This is a genomic window from Myxococcales bacterium, assembly GCA_016699535.1.
Taxonomy (GTDB): domain Bacteria; phylum Myxococcota_A; class Polyangia; order Polyangiales.
Window position 1 is genome coordinate 3,154,664 of sequence record CP064980.1, and the last position, 16,577, is coordinate 3,171,240.

A 16,577-nucleotide genomic window follows, 5' to 3' on the forward strand; every position below is an offset into this window, starting at 1 on the left:
AAAGCCCTAAAAAAAAGACAGCTTATGATTTACCCTTTAGGTCCGAAGCTTTGATGCCGCGCTGCCTCAGCAAACGCTCAAGCGATTTACGGTGCAGACCAGCTTCATCTGCGGCGCGGCCAAGATCCCCGTCGCAGCGTTGCACCAAACGGATCAGATACTCACGTTCCATGGGTTCAAGCCATTTTTCACGAGCTTCTTTGATGGGCAGCTGCACACCGAGATCCCGTGGAAGCGGAGGCGAGGTCAAACGAGCTTCGGAGTGAACCTCAGGAAGGGAAGAAGGACGTATCGCAGCCGCTCGTACGCTCGCGCGACCCGTGGGGCGTACGCTTGTGCTGCGAGCCCCCGGTGGAGCCGATAAATCATTGCGTTTTAGTGTGCTGCCCGAAGCCAGCGTAGCTGCACGACGAATCACGTTGCGAAGCTCGCGCACGTTACCAGACCACGGACGTCCCATCAGGTACTCAACAGCCGCAGGTTCAATATCAGAAATACCGCCCCACTTTTCCTGGTTCTGCTCAAGCATATGGCGAATGATCAAAGGAATATCTTCACGACGATCACGCAGAGCTGGCATCTCTAAGATAACTTCAGCAAGACGGTAGTAGATATCTTCACGGAAGCGTCCGTTGCGAATCATCTGAGCTAAGTCACGGTGCGTTGCTGTAATCACCCGCACGTCGACTTCCATGGTTTTAGAGGCACCCAAGCGCTTAATCTCACGGCGTTCGAGCACTCTCAACAACTTAGGTTGCAAATCCAAAGGAAGCTCGCCGACTTCATCCAAAAAGATGGTGCCGCCGTTTGCGACTTCGAAAGCACCCGCACGAAGCTTGTCAGCTCCGGTAAACGCGCCCTTTTCATGACCAAACAACTCAGATTCGATCAGGTTAGCACTCATCGCGCCGCAATCGACAACGACAAAAGGGCCTTTAGCGCGTTTGCTGTGCTGATGGATAGCACGTGCAGCAAGCTCCTTACCCGTGCCTGTTTCACCAATCAGCACCACCGAAAGGTCTGTCGGCGAGACTTTCGAAAGCAGCGCAAAAATCGAACGCATCACATTGGAGCAGCCGTACAGTTCACCAAAATGATCCGCGATGGGCTCCTTAATGCGCACCCACTTTTTCTTCGGCTCAAAAATGATTTCCGTATAGCCAATGCGGATTCTGGAGCCCGGGCTAAGAAAAGCCTCAAGGACGGGGGTGTCACCCAGCCGGGTGCCATTGGTCGATTGCAAATCCCGCAAGACGTAGCGATCATCTTTGACGGTAATCTCACAATGATGACGACTTACAGCAGGATCGCTGAGCGAAAGGTCGTTACTGGACGCTGCGCCTATGGAGAGACGGGGCGCATTAACTTCAATCTCTTTGCCTTTATCCGGCCCATCAACAACAACAACGCGCTGACGATGTGCCACCAGCACCGGCCCTGTTCCATCGTCACGTACTTGAGTGCCGCGGAAGGTTCCTGTCTGCAAAGAATCTTCAGTCTTAACGTCGTCCATCATCCTTGCCGATTTTAGCATTAACGAAGGGTAAAATGGCTATTTATCGGCCGGTTTTCTCCTTTTCGCCCTGAAACGCCGTGCATTGTTCGACCCTGGAAGTATGTTTTTAGCGCGAGGGCCCCCGGCCAATTCATGCGGATTCCAAGTATGATTTTCGCCTTGTCTTCCGCTTTTTTCCGAGGAAAATAACGTTGCACACCATCCAAAAGCAGTGCACATTCTCTTACACTTCGCACCCCTACGGAATAACATGGATACCCAATCACTTCTTGAATCGATTTACGAGGCCGATCGCAGAGCCGACGCAGCCGAAACTCAACTGCTTGACCAATCGGATACAAAACAACTTGCTTCTGTCCTAAGTGAGGAAGTGAGCAAAGCATGCCAACTCGCTGATCGCGACGAAGCAGAACGACGGCTTCGACGACTGAGCGATTTATGCGCGCAGTGTCCAAGCAACGCAACCATTGACGCTTTGTTTCAGATCTTAGACGAAGAGAGCTCCAACCTACGGACCATTGCGTGCGAGGCCTTATTGGATTTGTCCTATGAACGCTACGGCGAAGTCGCTCGGCGCATCGAAGCCAGGATCGCAACGAATCACAAGGGCCATAGCATGCAGGAGTTGCCGTTCATCATTGCTGAAGTTGGCGAAGCAAGTGCGCTTTCTTTGATAAGCCAATTTCTAAAGCATCCCGATTCAGAAACCGTCGCCGCCGCAATCGAAGCGCTTGCTTCGCTAGGTGAACCTGGCGCTGAGCCAGCCCTGCAGGCACTTGCTCAAGATCCACGAGCCGTTACTTTGTACGATGACGATGAGGAACTAACGACTACCATCGGGGATCTGGCCTCAGAAGCGCTCAGCCTGATCAGCCCAGACGAGGACCTTTCCTAGTGTCCGGCGCCGATGCACTCAGCTGGAAAGCCAGCTCGACCCTGGATGCTGCTGAGTTCGACACCTTAGTAGCTCCCCGTTATATCTTGCGCATTGGGGCTTCGATTTTGGACAAGATTGAAGCGGGAAGTAACGAAAGCATTCTTGATTTGGCTTGCCGTACCGGCTCTTTGACCCTTGAGCTGCTAAAACGTCTTGGGCCTAAAGCCCGAATCATTGCCCTGGAAAGCGATCCAGAATTGCTTGGCATCGCACGCAGTAAAGCGCCCAAGGAAACCGGCCGACGTTTGTTTTTCGGGGCGCTTTCCCATCCAGATCAGTGGCGCTTTGAAGAAGAAGTCTTCAGCACCATCGTCGCCAACTTGGCCTTTGACGAGTTACCTAGTCCCGAGGAAGACTTTCGGCGAATCTATCGAACCCTAAAAAACGGCGGTCGCATTATCGTGACGCGACTTTGTTCCGGATCGTTTCAAGAAGTGCTCGATATGTTGCGTGAGCTTAGCCACGAAGAGAATAACTCGCGTCTTACGCACCGTACCGAGACCATCGCCGAGCGCTACGTCAATAAAGAACAATTCGTCGATTTTTTCAAAGCCCTTGGTTTCGAAATTAGCGATGTCAAAGAACACGAGTTTTCTCTTAGTTTCGATCGTCCTTCCGACCTGTTTTCCGATCCGGTCGTTCGTCGTGTAGCTCTTCAAGAATGGAAATGGATCAGTGAGGTTAGCCGCGACGCTGACACACTTTTCCTCAACCTTGAACAGCGCCTAAAAGCCTACTTCGAAGGCCAAACCATCCCCCTCACTCTCCGCTTCATCACCTTAGAAGCAAAAAAACCTACCACGCCAACCCCCGATCAAAAATAAGTCCTCGCTAGGTCATCCTTCAGAGCGGAACAACAGGACCCAGCAAATCAAGCGCAGTAGCTCCGCATGCAAACACATTTTCGCTAGGTTTTTCTAGGCTCTCGGCAGGTCTAGGGCCCCACAGTTCACTCCGCATTCGCTCTGCTAAAACTCTGCCCGAGACACTCTCACAGGACCAAGGAAGCACGGTCAAGCGGACATCACAGCCACGCGAGAGTGCTGTTGTCTGTACTTGCTGACGAGGGCCGAGGACGTAAGCCGAAGCTAGATAAACCTCGCTAGAAGCTCTCCCAATCAAGATGCCGTGAACGCCTACTCCTTGCGGACAATAGACCCCACTGGGGCATACATGCACAGGCATTTAGCTTCCATATGGCACACTTTTAAGTCCTTCTCGCAGATCAGAGCACCTTTCGTTCCACTTTTTCTATAAATTATCCAATCATTTTCACAGACGATCGTTTTGGAACACCTCTTGCATTACTTAGTCTCAGAATGGAACTTACAAACCAACAACCCTCATTTGATTTGAATCGCCACAGCTTAATGTGGGGTGCACTTGCAACTGTGTTGGTTATTAATCTTGCCGATGCCGGTCTAACATTATGGGCGGTTCACATGGGCTGGGCAGTTGAAGCCAATCCCTTCATGGCTCATGTTTTAGATCTGGGTTCCATCCCCTTTGTACTCACTAAAATTTTCTTGGTTTCATCGGGTGTCATGCTTCTCTGGATGCTGCGTAGCCGCACTCTACTCGCAGCAATCGGCTCCTTTGCCGTGCTGGGCACCTATCTTTACGTGCTTAGCTGCCACATGGAAACATTCCGCTACCTTATGGGCTAGTTTCCCCTCAACTTAGCGCTACGAAAAAGCCCAACACTACCTTTGCGCTTTTGGCTGAAGAACGCTAAAAGCTCGGTACTGAGACAGAGGAGTAGCGGAAATGCCTTATATTGTTGCAGAGCCTTGTATCAAATGTAAATACACCGACTGCGTCGCAGTTTGCCCAGTGGATTGTTTCTACGAAGGGAAAAACTCCCTCGTGATTCACCCTGATGAGTGCATTGATTGCGGCGCTTGTGAGCCGGAATGCCCTACCAAGGCAATTTTCGATGACTCATCCGTTCCTGAAAAATGGAAGCCCTATATCGAAATTAATGCCGTGCTATCCGGAGCCAAAGAAGCATCCGACGCTGACACAACAGGTTGGCCGGAGCATTTAGTAGCGGCCGCTGAAGAAGACAAGCTTGCCGCATGGCCAAATATCAACGAGCAAAAAGAGCCTATGCCAGGGGCTGATGAAGCCGCCAAAATTGAAGACAAAACTGCGGACTTCGACCCACTTGGCGCATAGTTAGTTGACGCCGAAAAAATCGGACCACTCCATGACATAAGAGACCGCTTCGCCCTCTGGGGCCAAGCGGTTTTTTTAATGTCAGTTCAAGCTAAGCGCATCGCTTTCAGCGCCAGTGGCTTTTTTTGGTATTTTTTCTTTATCCTCGCGGTGTAATTGCACGCTAACCATCTTAGAGACTCCAGGCGCCTCCATGGTTACACCGTATAGGCGATCTGTAAGTTCCATGCTCCGGCGCGAGTGCGTAATGATAATGAACTGCGACTCTCCAGACATGGTACGAATGGCTTCGTTAAAGCGATCAATGTTCGCCTCATCAAGCGGGGCATCCACCTCATCGAGTAAACAGAAAGGCGACGGCTTGTGCTGAAAAATCGAGAAGATAAGCGATACCGCTGTAAGCGCTTTTTCACCACCACTCATGAGCTCGATTGAACCAATTCGTTTACCAGGAGGCTTGGCAATGATGTCAACGCCTGTCTCAAGCAAGTCGTGCGGCTCGGTAAGAACCAGCTCGCCTTTACCGCCGCCAAACATCGCGGGGAACACCTTCTGAAAGCGTGTATTAATTGAATCAAAAGCTTCTTTGAAAAGCTTCCGACTCTCTTTGTTCATCTTTCGAATGGCCGATTCAAGCTGCTCCAAAGCTGACTCCAAGTCGCTCTGCTGCCCGGTCAAGAACACATAGCGCTCGTTTTTCTCTTCAAACTCCTCGATGGCCAGAAGGTTAACTTCTCCCATGCGACTGAGTAAGCGATTGAGCTCCTCAGCACGAGCGCGTTGCTCATGGTGCGGAACCTCAAGGTGATGAAAATCGCATACAACAAAACGCAAATCGACATTGTGTTTTTCCTGTATTTGATCCAGCAAATGCTCAATCCCAAGCGTCGCCTCGCGTTGCTTCATCGCTAGTTCACCAGCGACACTCGCATCTTCCTCAATACGCCCACGAAGGCCTTTGAGTTCTTCTTCGCTCAAAGAAAGCTCCTGACGTGCCTCATCAAAAGCATGCTTCACACGCTCAAGCTCCTCGTTGTCTTTAATGCGCTGCTCTTTGCGTTCCGCAAGATTTTCCCTGCTTTGCTTTATGCGCAACGACATCTCTTCTTGCTTAAGCTTACCCTCTTCAAGGTCTTCGCGAAGTTTTGCCGATTGCGCCTCTAGCTCCTGCAAGGAGCGGCTTAGACGTTCAACAGAGCTCTGCTCACCTTGGCTCTTTTGGCGAAGCTCAGCCGAGGTCACGCGCTGATCGGTAACCACCTTGGACTGCGTCTCTTCGTGCTCTTTTCGATCATTGTAAACTTGGATCGCAACTTCGATGTCCTGCTCGATGCTTTGTCTACTGCTTTTGGAACGTTCAAGATCCGAGTTCAATGACAAAAGCTTATCTTCCAAACTCTCGAGCGTAAGCCGAATTTCGTTTTGCTCTTCCTCAAGCAATTGCAGTCGCCGTGATTTATTCTCAATCGACTGCTCCGCTTGCCGCAACTTCGATTGCGCTTCAACCATGGCGAGTTCGGTGTCGTGAGCTTCGGACTGGGCTGCCTCGGTGGCTGCCTCGATCTCAGCAATTTGCTTACGCACATTCGTATGCGTGGCCTCCGCGGTATGAAGCTGCGCTTGGGCTACTGCGAGCGCCTCGGATAGAGCCTTAACCTCACGCTTGACTTGCAAGACGTGCGCCCCCTGCTCTTCAAGGCCACCACCAGTGAGCAAACCTTCTGAATCAAGGAAGTCGCCTTGCGGCGTCACAAAATCATAGCCCGGATGGCTGTCGTGAAGAGCAATCGCAGCCTGAAGACTGTTTACGATGAACACCTTGCCCAAAAAGCGCTCAACAAGAGAGCGATCTTCATCCGAAACCAAGATACTGTCCAGCAGTCTCCCAACAACTCGCGAGTCATTGAGATCGGCACAAGACTCTGGTGCAGCTACCGCTTGCTTAGCCACAAAGGTTGCACGGCCATGCTTACCTTCGCTGAGATATTCAATGATAGGCGTGCTCGAGGAAAGTTCCGGCACAATAATACAACGTAGCTTCTCGCCGAGAGCGGCCGCAAGCGCTTGAGTTAGCTCCTCTGGACAATCGATTCGGTCAGCAAGCATGCCAACCACAGCATGACTTGGATCCTTCTCCTCATGGCGACTAAAATGGTTCATGACCGATCGGGTTCCAGAATCAAAACCTTCAAACTGGCGCCAGATTTCCTCAAGAGAAGCTAGCCGTGATTTCTTTTCAATCACCGAAGCACGCAATGCATCATGCGTTCGTTCGCTTTGAATCGCCTGGGCGCGCAAACCATCCAGTTCTGTCTCGAGCTCCTGCTTTCGCTCTTTGCTCTGCGAACGGCCGCCACTTAGACCTTCGATGCGAGCATTTGTTTCTTCGGCAGAGCTTCGGTCCGCCACCATGCTCTGCTCGATTTCTTCTTTTTCACCGCGAATCCGCTCCAAACGCGCTTGAAGCTCTTGCTTACGAAGCAACGCTGCTTCTTTTTGCGCCTCATGCGAAGCACACTCAGCTTGCAAGCGAGTGAGTTGCTCTTTTGCATTCTCAACGTTGCTTTGAGCTTCGCTAAGCAGTTGCCGTTTGTGTTCCAGTTCGGTAACTGTTCGCTCGAGCACTAGCTGAGCTTCATGCTCTGCGCGCTGAGCTTCTTTCAATCCGAGCTCAAGCTCTTCGCGTTCCTTCAAAAAATTCGATTGTTTTTCGGAAACAGACTCCAGATCACCTTCCAGTTGCTCTTCACGCTCACGAAGGCTGCTCAATTGATCGAGCTGATGAGCTACTTGGCTTTCAAGCAAATGCACAGCGTTTTCGGACTCAAACGCGTGTTTCTGAGTCTCTTCTACGGTTTTGCCCAAGGCATCAATGCCCTGTCGCCTCTTGCAAAGCCTCTTCACGCACAGCAAGTTCGCGACGGACTTCCTGAAGCTGCTTTTGGGCTTCAGAAAGCGAACCCGCCACGGCTTTTTCGGTAGCAGTAAGCTCAAGCCAGCGGTGTGTTGCAGCATGAAGCTCCAAAGATCGTAATTCTTCTTTGTAGTTTTTATAGCGTTCTGCCTTTTGGGCTTGTCGCTTCAGTGACGCTAGGCTTCGCTCAAGCTCAACGATGACATCCTTCACACGCAAAAGGTTTTGACGCGTGTGATCCATTTTTCGTTCCGCAGCTCGTTTTCGTGCTTGAAACTTAGTAATGCCAGCTGCTTCCTCAATAAAGTGACGACGATCTTTCGGCTTTGCTGAAACGATAAGTCCAACACGACCTTGCTCAATGATGGAATAAGCCTTGGTGCCAATACCCGTGCCCAAAAACAAATTGGTCACATCCATCAGACGTACAGGAACCTTATTAATGAAGTAGTCACTTTCGCCAGAGCGATCCAAGCGACGCATCACAGTAATCTCGGAATAGTCCTTAAACTCCTCGGGCGCTAGGCCTTGGGCGTTATCGAAGGTCAGCGCAACTTCCGCAAAGCCATGAGGCGCCCGCTGCTCGGAGCCGTTAAAAATAACGTCCTCCATGGCCTTGCCCCTTAGGTGCTTGGCAGACTGCTCGCCCATGACCCAGCGAATGGCATCCACCACGTTGGACTTGCCGCAACCGTTCGGGCCAACAATGCCAATAATATCCTCATCAAAACGAAACACCGTTCGATCAACAAAGGATTTAAAACCACAAATATCAAGCCGCTTTATGCGCATGAATTACCAACACCTGTAAGCAAAAGAGTGACTTGGTGGGGTAGCACCCAAAGCAGCCCTTTGCAACGCAAAACAAGGGCCAAGAGAAGCTAGATCGCCTTGCGACTGACAGGAATCCGGAAAGAAAGCGATTTTGGCTGAGCGCCGAAGTTAATTGCCTGGGCCACCGATTGCAGACAACGGCCTAAAGGCGATCGCCCCACCTCCGCTGGCAATACAGCAGCGGACTCTACCGCCCCGCTTTCGCTCACTGAAAAACGCAGTGATACATTTTGCACATCTTGCGTGGTATCGTCCGCGTGTTGACGAAAGCAACGATCAAGCTGCTCATGCCGTTTTTGTACGGTCGCAGACAACTGAGCAATGTCGACTTCGGCTGAGACTTTAGCTTTGTGCGTCTTTTTTACGATAGGTTGAGTCTTTTTCGTCGTTTCAACCGGGTCTTTGTTTTCGGGAACTTGCTCTTGATTGTCTGCAGAGCTTGGTTGCTCTGGAGTTTGTTCGGTGGCAGTTTCTGTTTTCTGCTCCGATACGCCCGTACTTTGAACATAAACAATCTTTGTATTGTAGATCTCTTGAGGGGTGGACAAAACAACAGCAACCACTCCACCCGCAAGCAGCAGCAAGGCGAACGCAGCCACAGTTGCCCAGATTTTCCATGCCCTGCTAGGCGCCTTTAACGACCACCGAGTCGGTATCGTCTCCGAACTCGCCTTCGTTACTTAGAACAATAGGTATGCTTGGAAATTTATCGGACGGTGGTGGCCTGGACGATATATAGGCTGCTTCGCGAAAATCGGAAGAGGTGTCGGGTGCCTCGCGCCAAGCACGATCAAGATCGCTAAGATCATCCGCCCCCAACAACTCCGACATGTGAGGATCAAAAAAGTCCTTAGCGACTGCTTCAGCAAGCTTGGCCTGAGTTTGCTCAGCATTCCCGGTGCGCATTTGCCTCAAAGCTTGCGCGAACTCTAATGCGCTCTGAAAACGCTGGGTCGCGTCTTTGTTAAGTGCTTTGTTAATAATATCGCTGAGTCCTGGAGGAATGTCTTGCCGGACACTTTCCAGAAGCTCTGGTTGGTGGTTCAGCACTCTAGAAACAGTGGCTGAGAAATTCGGTGCACGAAAAACGTTTCGCCCAATCAGGGCTTCATGAAGCACGACGCCGCAGGCATAGACATCCGAAACCGGCGAAGGATCCCCTCCATGAAGTATCTCAGGCGCAAGATAGGGAAACTTACCCTTAATAGTAGCCTCTCCCGTGCCAACATCGGTGGCATCCGTTCGCATTCTTGCGATACCAAAATCCGCTAGCTTTACATGACCTTCTACGTCCAACAATACATTGGACGGCGTAACATCGCGGTGAACGACCTGCAGCACTGTACCGTCATGAGCGGTCAGCGTGTGCGCGTAGTGAAGCGCATCAAGCACTTGAATCACAATATGGATGGCAAACTCGACGGGAAATGGACCTGAAGTCCCCTGGGTGTAACGCAGCCACCTGCCAAGATGAAAACCATGAATGTAGTCGAGCACCATGAAATACGCACGGTGGTCACGTCCAAAATCGATAACGCTCACAATGCCCGGGTGTCGCAAGTTCGACATGATTCGAGCTTCACGTTTAAACATGCTAACCATTGAGCTATCGTCACCAAGGTCTGTAAGAATGCGTTTGATAACAACAGGTTTTACAAAACCAGCAGCGCCCTCACTACGTGCGAGGTAAATGACGCCCATACCACCTTTGGCCAGCACGCCAACTATGCGGTAGCGTCCTAAAACTAAACGGCCAACAAATTCGTCAGCTGGGTACCTCAATGGTTCTACTGGGCAATGGACCTTAGATAATAATGTACACCATATTGCGCCTGAGAAATACGGATGGCAACAGATCGTTCATCTCCGGATAGTCCAACGTCACCTTTGAAACGATACTGGGAATCGGTTTGGAGCGGTGTGCCGCGAACACTTACCTTAGCACCATCGACAGCGGCTCCAGATACCGTCACGCTTGCGCTCCCGGCCGGTATCGTCCCTGAGGGTTCACGCAAAAACGCAGCAGGAGCCGCATTGTCAAAAGCAACGGAAAGTGCCGTTGTGGCAGATCGTTTTCCGTCTTTACTCTCAAACCACCAGTTGTATGTCCCTTCAGCGACTTCCCCAGCATCAAAAGTGTATTTGGCAGCATTGGCAGTCACCGTCTTGGAACTTCCTGAACCTTGTGGCTCAAGACGCAAGGTGTACGAGCCACCCTTCGGTGCCCTTGACCAAATAAAGCTCAATTCCGGCAAAAGATTCTGATAGAGAACCGTGTATTTTCGACCATCCGCTTCGACTGTGTTTCGCGGGGCACGCTTCGGTATCTGTTGGCTGCCCGCATCGCGGGAAACACGAATCGTTCCGGAGGCTACGGCTTTGGAGGCTTCCGTGCCGCCGGAGCGCATGCAACGCAATCGGTAGTGCAGGGAACCAGGATTTGCCGAAATTATAGCGCTTCCTTTTCCAGGAGAACTCATAAGCAATCGCGAAAATGCACGATTACTACCAACTTCTACCATGCCTTCACCGTTGCACTTGTCCTCAAATAAAATGCGTATCGCCGTGGGAGCGGAGGTATCGTGAACGGTCGCGCTTTCTCCTGCGGGCATGGAAAAATCAGCATACTTCGGAATTTTTGTAAGCACCTCAAGCATTCCGCTATGCGTGAGGCGTACCTTCTCGCCGCCCAACAAATCAACCGATGCGTCCTTACCTTTGACTTGCGCGTTGCCATTGCGGACCGTTATGTCGGAATAACGACCACCCACTTCAATATTTGATACACCTGTGCTGCCCGATCCAAGCGCTACCATTTCACCGCCGGGAAGAGCAACTTGCACAGCTTCACCCGTTGCTTCTGCACTTAACGTGCCACGATCAGCCTTAAGCAAAGCGCCCCCTTCTGGAGCCACAACGATATCGGCTAAACCTTTGACTTCGGCAAACTGCCCAGCGCGTCGGATTTCAACGGTTGCCCCTCGTGGGATCTTGATTTCACTTCCCGGAACAACTTCGATGCTACCAGGCTCTACGGTGCTCCAGCTTTTCTCTCCCGGAGCGCGCACACGAGCGGCACGCCCTTTAAGGTTAACTTCCACGGTATCCGATGACGGCTCTTCAGCAGGTGGCTCTTCAATAGGCTCCTCTGTTTCATCGCCTCCGAGGCGTTCGAGAATAGCGCCACCCACCTCAAGCACAACGCCCTGCCCTGCACCAAAACTCAAACTATCAGCTCCCTCAATCGAAGCTTGGCCTACCAAAACAAGAAACTTCATTTTGTCGCCATTGACTTGAACTTCAACTTGGGAGCCGGCCTCGATATAGGCCACGCCAACGTACGTGTTGAGTTGCAAACCGCCTCCGCCACCTTCAAGCACCACTTCACCAGCCTCAACACTAATCCTTCCATCGCCTCGTCCAGGAGCTTTGGACAAAAAGCGTATCCGTGTTAGTTCGCCGAGTTTTACACCGCTACCTGAGGTGAACATTATTTTTGCGCTTGAGCCACGTGCAGTGCGAACTCCATCATTGATGATAAAGCTATCGCCCGTGTTTGCCTTTTTCCAGCTGCCCTGCTTACTTGCGTAGTCACGCTGCACTTTATTTTTTGTTTGGACAAGCTCGGCGATTTTCTCGACACCACAACCACGAAAAGTATCGCACCCCAACGAGAAGAGACTCAAAACAATGGCAGCACTGAGAGTTGATCTAGCTCCAAGCAACATTACCGAGCCTTTCGACGTTTCGCACCGCTCGATTCGCGCAAGTCAATGTTTAGCACGGTCACGCCTTGCTCCTGCACACGGACCCTGCGGTGTTGATCCCGATAACCGTCCATCTCAATGGTGACGCGATAGTCACCGGGAGGCACATCAATTTCAAAGCTTCCGTTTTCATCCGCTTTAAGTTCTGTACCCAGCGGCTCAATACGTACCGTGGCGCGCAAACCGATACCGCTGTACGAGCGAATGTATCCACGGATCTGTCCAACAGGAAGGTCTTCATCAAGAGTCACGCTAACTTTCACACTCTTGCCTGCAACGATGTTAAGCGATTGGGTCGCGGGACGATAACCCTCGGCGGCAATCGATAACTCAAGCGCGCCTTGCGGTAGCTCAGCTTGTGTGAAGCTGCCATCTGCATTGGTCACGATTTGCCCTTCGCTTTGTCCCTGTTTCCACGTGATTGTGGCCTGCAAACCATTGCCAACTTTGTCGGTAATCCGGCCTGTGGCAATACCTGTGGTGGGCTTGGCAGGCTCCTTCTTTTCAGGCTTCACTTCTTCTTGCTGTTTGGGAGTCTCGACGATATGAGGCTCATCTTCGAAACTAAAGAGATAACTAGCCCCTGCCATTACAGTGAAAAGCGGCTCAACAGGAATTAGTGGCTCACCGACGTCCACGGTTGGGCGCGAACTTGGCACAAATTCGCCTATAAGATGGAGTGCCAACGGCAGGCTGCGCGAAGGCTGCCAGCGCCCACCTGCATTGATGCGCATGGGTGCTTTGGACATCGGCGGAGCACCCGAGCCAAGCAATGGCTCCCAAGTCCATTCACCGAGCAGCTCAAAGTCACCGAGTTGCCACAGCAAACCAAGACCAACTAGTGCAGCATTAAAATCACTTACACCAAGCGATAACCGATCTGCTCGGCTGAGTTGATCGGCGTTCTTCGCGGAATCCGCAGAGTTGTCCAAACGGAAACCTGTCTGGAGCGCCAAAGAAAGACCACTGTCTCCAAATTCATAGCTACCAAGCAACAAAGCTTCCAAGGTAGTCGCTGAAAGTTCGATCGACGGAGCTACTGCCCCAGGTAAAAGCACGCCGAACTGAGCACCAATACTCAAGCCGTCTGCCACTTCGGATCCGGCACGAACTCGAAGCCGCGGATCACCAACCAGCCCGTCATCGCTCCCCGTATCGCTCGAATGCTTATCAAAACGTCCGTCAACGGTGGCTGCAAAGCTTAACCAACGCAAAGGTCGTACCGACAGACTCGTTCGGCCTAGGAACCGATTGTGCGAGTCGTTGTCATCAAGCACACCTTCGGTGTAGCCAAAGCCCACCATGCCAGCAAGACCAAGTCCACGGTCTTGATCTTTGGCAATGCCAACACGGTACAAGCCCGGCAGGGCATCAAGGCTAAGGCCGACGCCATTTTTCTTAGCCAGTTCTCGTTTTTGGACTTGGGTTTTTTGATGCTGTGCTAGCGCAGCATGCGGCGCAAAACAAAGCCCAACCAATATCAATGCCCCAACCAGCCTCTTGGTGTGCCAACGCATGCAAGTAGTTTAGCCGAAAAGTGAAAAAAATAGCAATGAATGCGTCAAGGTTCTGTCCAACAAAAGACTACGTTCTACTGTAAAAGCGGCTAGATACGCAGGTTGTCCCACATTGCTCACCACAAAATCACAAATCGCACCCCAAATTGAGCGCATCTGCTCCGTCTGGATAGTAGGCGGGGCGAGTTTGTAACAGCTCAAAACCCATGGAGCGATAGAGCTTGATCGCCGCATGGTTGTCGGCTCGCACCTCAAGAAATAGTTGTTTGACGCCATCTTTTCGCAAATCATCGAACATCTGCCCGAGCAACACCGAAGCCAGCCCTTGGCGGCGGTATTGATCAATTGTCATCAACTGATAGAGCTCGTATTCCTCTGCGGTAGACCTACCCACCGCCAAAGCTCGCGGCTCAAGGTCTGCAAGAGGAGCAGCTATCCAGATCGAAAGCTGCGGAAGCCTAAACCACTTCGCGAAGAGTTGCCTATCGCTGGAATGCTCAAGTTGCGCAAGCCAGCTCTTAAGCACCGCCGATTCAGAACCATCACGCTTGAGTCGTGCGATGCGTAAAGTCGAAGCTTCAGTCGTTATTGCCGTTATCGGCTGTTTTGTCGACGGCATTCTGATGTTCCAAAGACTCAAGACTACCAGCAGAGCTTTCTGGCATCGGAAGTCCAGAAGCACGCCGAGCAACAAGGAACTCGACGTAGGCAACTGCGGTAGAAAGGTCCGCCGGATGAACACGTTCAACAATCTCACGAAGACGCTGTCGCGGGGCCATGCTGCTCACGCCTTTGCCATCGGATTCTTCCGAAAGCTCTTTTTCTGCTTCGTCGGGCTTTTCGTCGTTTAGCTCAGCAAGGACTGGTTCCGGACGGACGATGGCTTCGATTCCGTGTGTGGCGAGCCAGGCCTCCATGCACTGTCGAAGACGTTCTGAGCGGAAGGTAAACCAACGTTCGCGTTCTTCAGTGAAATTCATCAGCAAATCTTTAAACCTACGGAAGGCACCTTTTCCGTCGATGGCACCATTGAGGCGACGCCGCAAATCATCGTCGAGCACGCTTTCGTTAAAACGCTCCATCCAGCGGTATTGCTCACGCGAAGAAACCGCTTCGATACGCTGATAATTCATATCTGCTGCGATACGGGCATGCATCGCTGGATCGGCAACCCCGTCGACAACGCGGATAACTTCACCGGTTATCAAATGCAAATAGCTGTGAACTTCCGGAGCATTATTTTCAAAAGCGTCTTCAAGCGGCTCCCAGGCTATCGGTACTTTTCGTAAGGTTGTTGATTGCATAGTCTCGCTAAGGTTAGGAATTCTAGAATAACACAAAAAAAAGCGCTGTCTTCTTATTAAGCAGTGGCCATCACGCGTTTTAAGGCTGTTGACCAAAGTTTGAGTTTTTTCTCTCGTTCCTCCGTTTTCATCACAGGATTAAAACATTTATCAATACGATGAACTTTGCGAATGTCTTCCAAGGTAGGGAAAAAGCCCACGGCTAGACCCGCAAGATAAGCAGCTCCTAGAGCCGTTGTTTCCACCGATTCAGGCCTATCGACCCGCAAAGCAAGTAAATCTGCTTGGAACTGCATTAAGAAATCGCTTTTGGCGGCTCCTCCATCAACACGCATGCTCCGTAAATCTTCGCCGAGGTCATCGCGCATCGCCCGCGCAAGGTCGTAAATCTGAAAGGCAATGCCCTCCAGGGTAGCTCGAGCAAGATGTGCCCGCGACGAGGCCCGCGTTATTCCGGTAATCATACCGCGCGCATGGGGATCCCAATGTGGCGCCCCAAGGCCTGTAAGCGCCGGGACAAACACAAGTTCGCCACTATCGGGAACAGAACTTGCCAGCGGATCCATCTCGCTTGCATCCGATATCAAGCCAAGTCCATCACGTAACCATTGAACGGCGGCGCCAGCGATAAACGCACTACCTTCCAGAGCATAAGTCATCTCAGAGCCGAGTTTCCAAGCAACCGTACTAAGCACGCCATGTTCTGATCGCAGGGGCTGCGTCCCAGTATTTACGAGAAGAAAAGCGCCGGTCCCATAGGTGCATTTGGCATCACCTTTATCAAAACAGGTCTGCCCAAACAAAGCAGCTTGCTGATCCCCCGCCATACCCGCGATGGGTGTTCCATCGGGCAGTGATTCTAGTCCGTTGGTTTTTGCTAAATGACCAGAGCAGGCGGTTACCTCCGGAAGGATGGCTTCAGGCACAGATAAAAGCTGACAGAGCTCGCTGTCCCAATGGCCTTTGCCTATATCAAACAAAAGTGTTCTTGATGCATTGCTTGCATCCGTGATGTGAGACTTGCCTCCTGAAAGACGCCAGACAAGGAACGAATCAATCGTTCCGAAACAAAGCTCACCCGCTCGTGCCCGACGAAGCAATGCTGCGTCGTTTTGAAACAACCACTGAAGCTTCGTGCCGCTGAAATAGGGATCGAGCAACAAACCACTTCGTGCTCTGAACAAGGCTTCATGGCCCTCGGCCTTTAGCGCTGCGCATTGCTCAGCACTGCGTCTGTCCTGCCATACAATCGCGCGGTGAACCGGCAAACCGGAATCGCGTTCCCAAACGACGGTCGTTTCTCTTTGATTGGTAATACCAATGCCTGCACAATCGGCTGGCTTCAAGTCGCTCTTTTCAAAAAGCTCAGCCATGCAATCGCAAACACTTTGCCAGATTTCCTCCGCATCGTGTTCTACCCAACCTGGTTGAGGGAAATGCTGCGGAAACTCGCGATAACTCTTAGTGAGGATTTGCGCTTGCGCACTGAGGGCCAAAACAGTTGAGCCCGTTGTTCCTTGGTCAATGGCTAGAATAAAAGGCTTTCCCATACGAGCTTTAGTATAAGGAGGACCCTAAAAAAAGCGCAACTCTTGGCAAAATTTCTGCTA

At 51.5% G+C, this 16,577-nt stretch carries 14 protein-coding genes; 4 read left to right on the top strand and 10 right to left on the bottom strand.

What is annotated here, in order from left to right; genetic code table 11:
- Positions 1 to 22: 22 nt before the first annotated feature.
- A complete protein-coding gene (locus tag IPJ88_14915) occupies positions 23 to 1,513 on the bottom strand; it encodes a sigma 54-interacting transcriptional regulator (GenBank protein QQR92054.1) in 1,491 nt (496 codons plus the stop codon).
- Between the two features lie 253 nt (positions 1,514 to 1,766).
- On the opposite strand from IPJ88_14915, the gene IPJ88_14920 reads away from it, so the two are divergent.
- The 4 genes from IPJ88_14920 (at position 1,767) to IPJ88_14935 (ending at position 4,631) form a co-directional block, all read left to right on the top strand.
- Complete coding sequence (locus tag IPJ88_14920) at positions 1,767 to 2,411, top strand: HEAT repeat domain-containing protein (protein ID QQR89474.1); 645 nt, start codon at positions 1,767 to 1,769, stop codon at positions 2,409 to 2,411.
- Positions 2,411 to 3,277, top strand: a complete 867-nt coding sequence (locus IPJ88_14925) for a methyltransferase domain-containing protein (GenBank protein ID QQR89475.1) — start codon at positions 2,411 to 2,413, stop codon at positions 3,275 to 3,277. The genes IPJ88_14920 and IPJ88_14925 overlap by 1 nt, the downstream gene beginning before the upstream one ends.
- Positions 3,278 to 3,772: 495 nt before the next feature.
- A complete protein-coding gene (locus IPJ88_14930; protein QQR89476.1) occupies positions 3,773 to 4,120 on the top strand; it encodes a hypothetical protein in 348 nt (115 codons plus the stop codon).
- 100 nt (positions 4,121 to 4,220) lie between these two features.
- On the top strand, positions 4,221 to 4,631 hold the full coding sequence (locus tag IPJ88_14935; protein ID QQR89477.1) for a ferredoxin family protein: 411 nt from the start codon (positions 4,221 to 4,223) through the stop codon (positions 4,629 to 4,631).
- An 81-nt stretch (positions 4,632 to 4,712) separates the two neighbouring features.
- Here IPJ88_14935 and smc read toward each other — a convergent pair whose 3' ends face one another.
- The 9 genes from smc to glpK all read right to left on the bottom strand — a co-directional run bounded on the left by smc (position 4,713) and on the right by glpK (position 16,517).
- Complete coding sequence (gene smc, locus IPJ88_14940) at positions 4,713 to 7,496, bottom strand: chromosome segregation protein SMC (GenBank protein ID QQR89478.1); 2,784 nt, start codon at positions 7,494 to 7,496, stop codon at positions 4,713 to 4,715.
- A 4-nt stretch (positions 7,497 to 7,500) separates the two neighbouring features.
- A complete protein-coding gene (locus tag IPJ88_14945) occupies positions 7,501 to 8,337 on the bottom strand; it encodes an AAA family ATPase (protein ID QQR89479.1) in 837 nt (278 codons plus the stop codon).
- 89 nt (positions 8,338 to 8,426) lie between these two features.
- Positions 8,427 to 8,978, bottom strand: coding sequence for a hypothetical protein (locus IPJ88_14950; GenBank protein ID QQR89480.1), 552 nt, complete (start codon positions 8,976 to 8,978; stop codon positions 8,427 to 8,429).
- Between the two features lie 25 nt (positions 8,979 to 9,003).
- Positions 9,004 to 10,161, bottom strand: coding sequence for a serine/threonine protein kinase (locus IPJ88_14955; protein QQR89481.1), 1,158 nt, complete (start codon positions 10,159 to 10,161; stop codon positions 9,004 to 9,006).
- A gap of 5 nt (positions 10,162 to 10,166) precedes the next feature.
- The gene (locus tag IPJ88_14960; protein QQR89482.1) at positions 10,167 to 12,107 is read right to left on the bottom strand and encodes a FecR domain-containing protein; all 1,941 of its coding nucleotides are present in this window, start codon (positions 12,105 to 12,107) and stop codon (positions 10,167 to 10,169) included.
- The gene (locus IPJ88_14965) at positions 12,107 to 13,663 is read right to left on the bottom strand and encodes a carboxypeptidase regulatory-like domain-containing protein (protein ID QQR89483.1); all 1,557 of its coding nucleotides are present in this window, start codon (positions 13,661 to 13,663) and stop codon (positions 12,107 to 12,109) included. Before IPJ88_14965 ends, IPJ88_14960 begins: the two co-directional genes overlap by 1 nt.
- Before the next feature lie 127 nt (positions 13,664 to 13,790).
- Positions 13,791 to 14,282 carry a GNAT family N-acetyltransferase gene (locus IPJ88_14970; GenBank protein ID QQR89484.1) on the bottom strand — a complete coding sequence of 164 codons (492 nt, stop codon included), beginning with the start codon at positions 14,280 to 14,282 and terminating at the stop codon, positions 13,791 to 13,793.
- Positions 14,242 to 14,967: a hypothetical protein gene (locus tag IPJ88_14975; GenBank protein QQR89485.1), complete on the bottom strand. Its 726-nt coding sequence runs from the start codon at positions 14,965 to 14,967 to the stop codon at positions 14,242 to 14,244. The genes IPJ88_14970 and IPJ88_14975 overlap by 41 nt, the downstream gene beginning before the upstream one ends.
- Positions 14,968 to 15,023: 56 nt before the next feature.
- Complete coding sequence (glpK, locus tag IPJ88_14980; protein ID QQR89486.1) at positions 15,024 to 16,517, bottom strand: glycerol kinase GlpK; 1,494 nt, start codon at positions 16,515 to 16,517, stop codon at positions 15,024 to 15,026.
- Positions 16,518 to 16,577 lie beyond the last annotated feature (60 nt).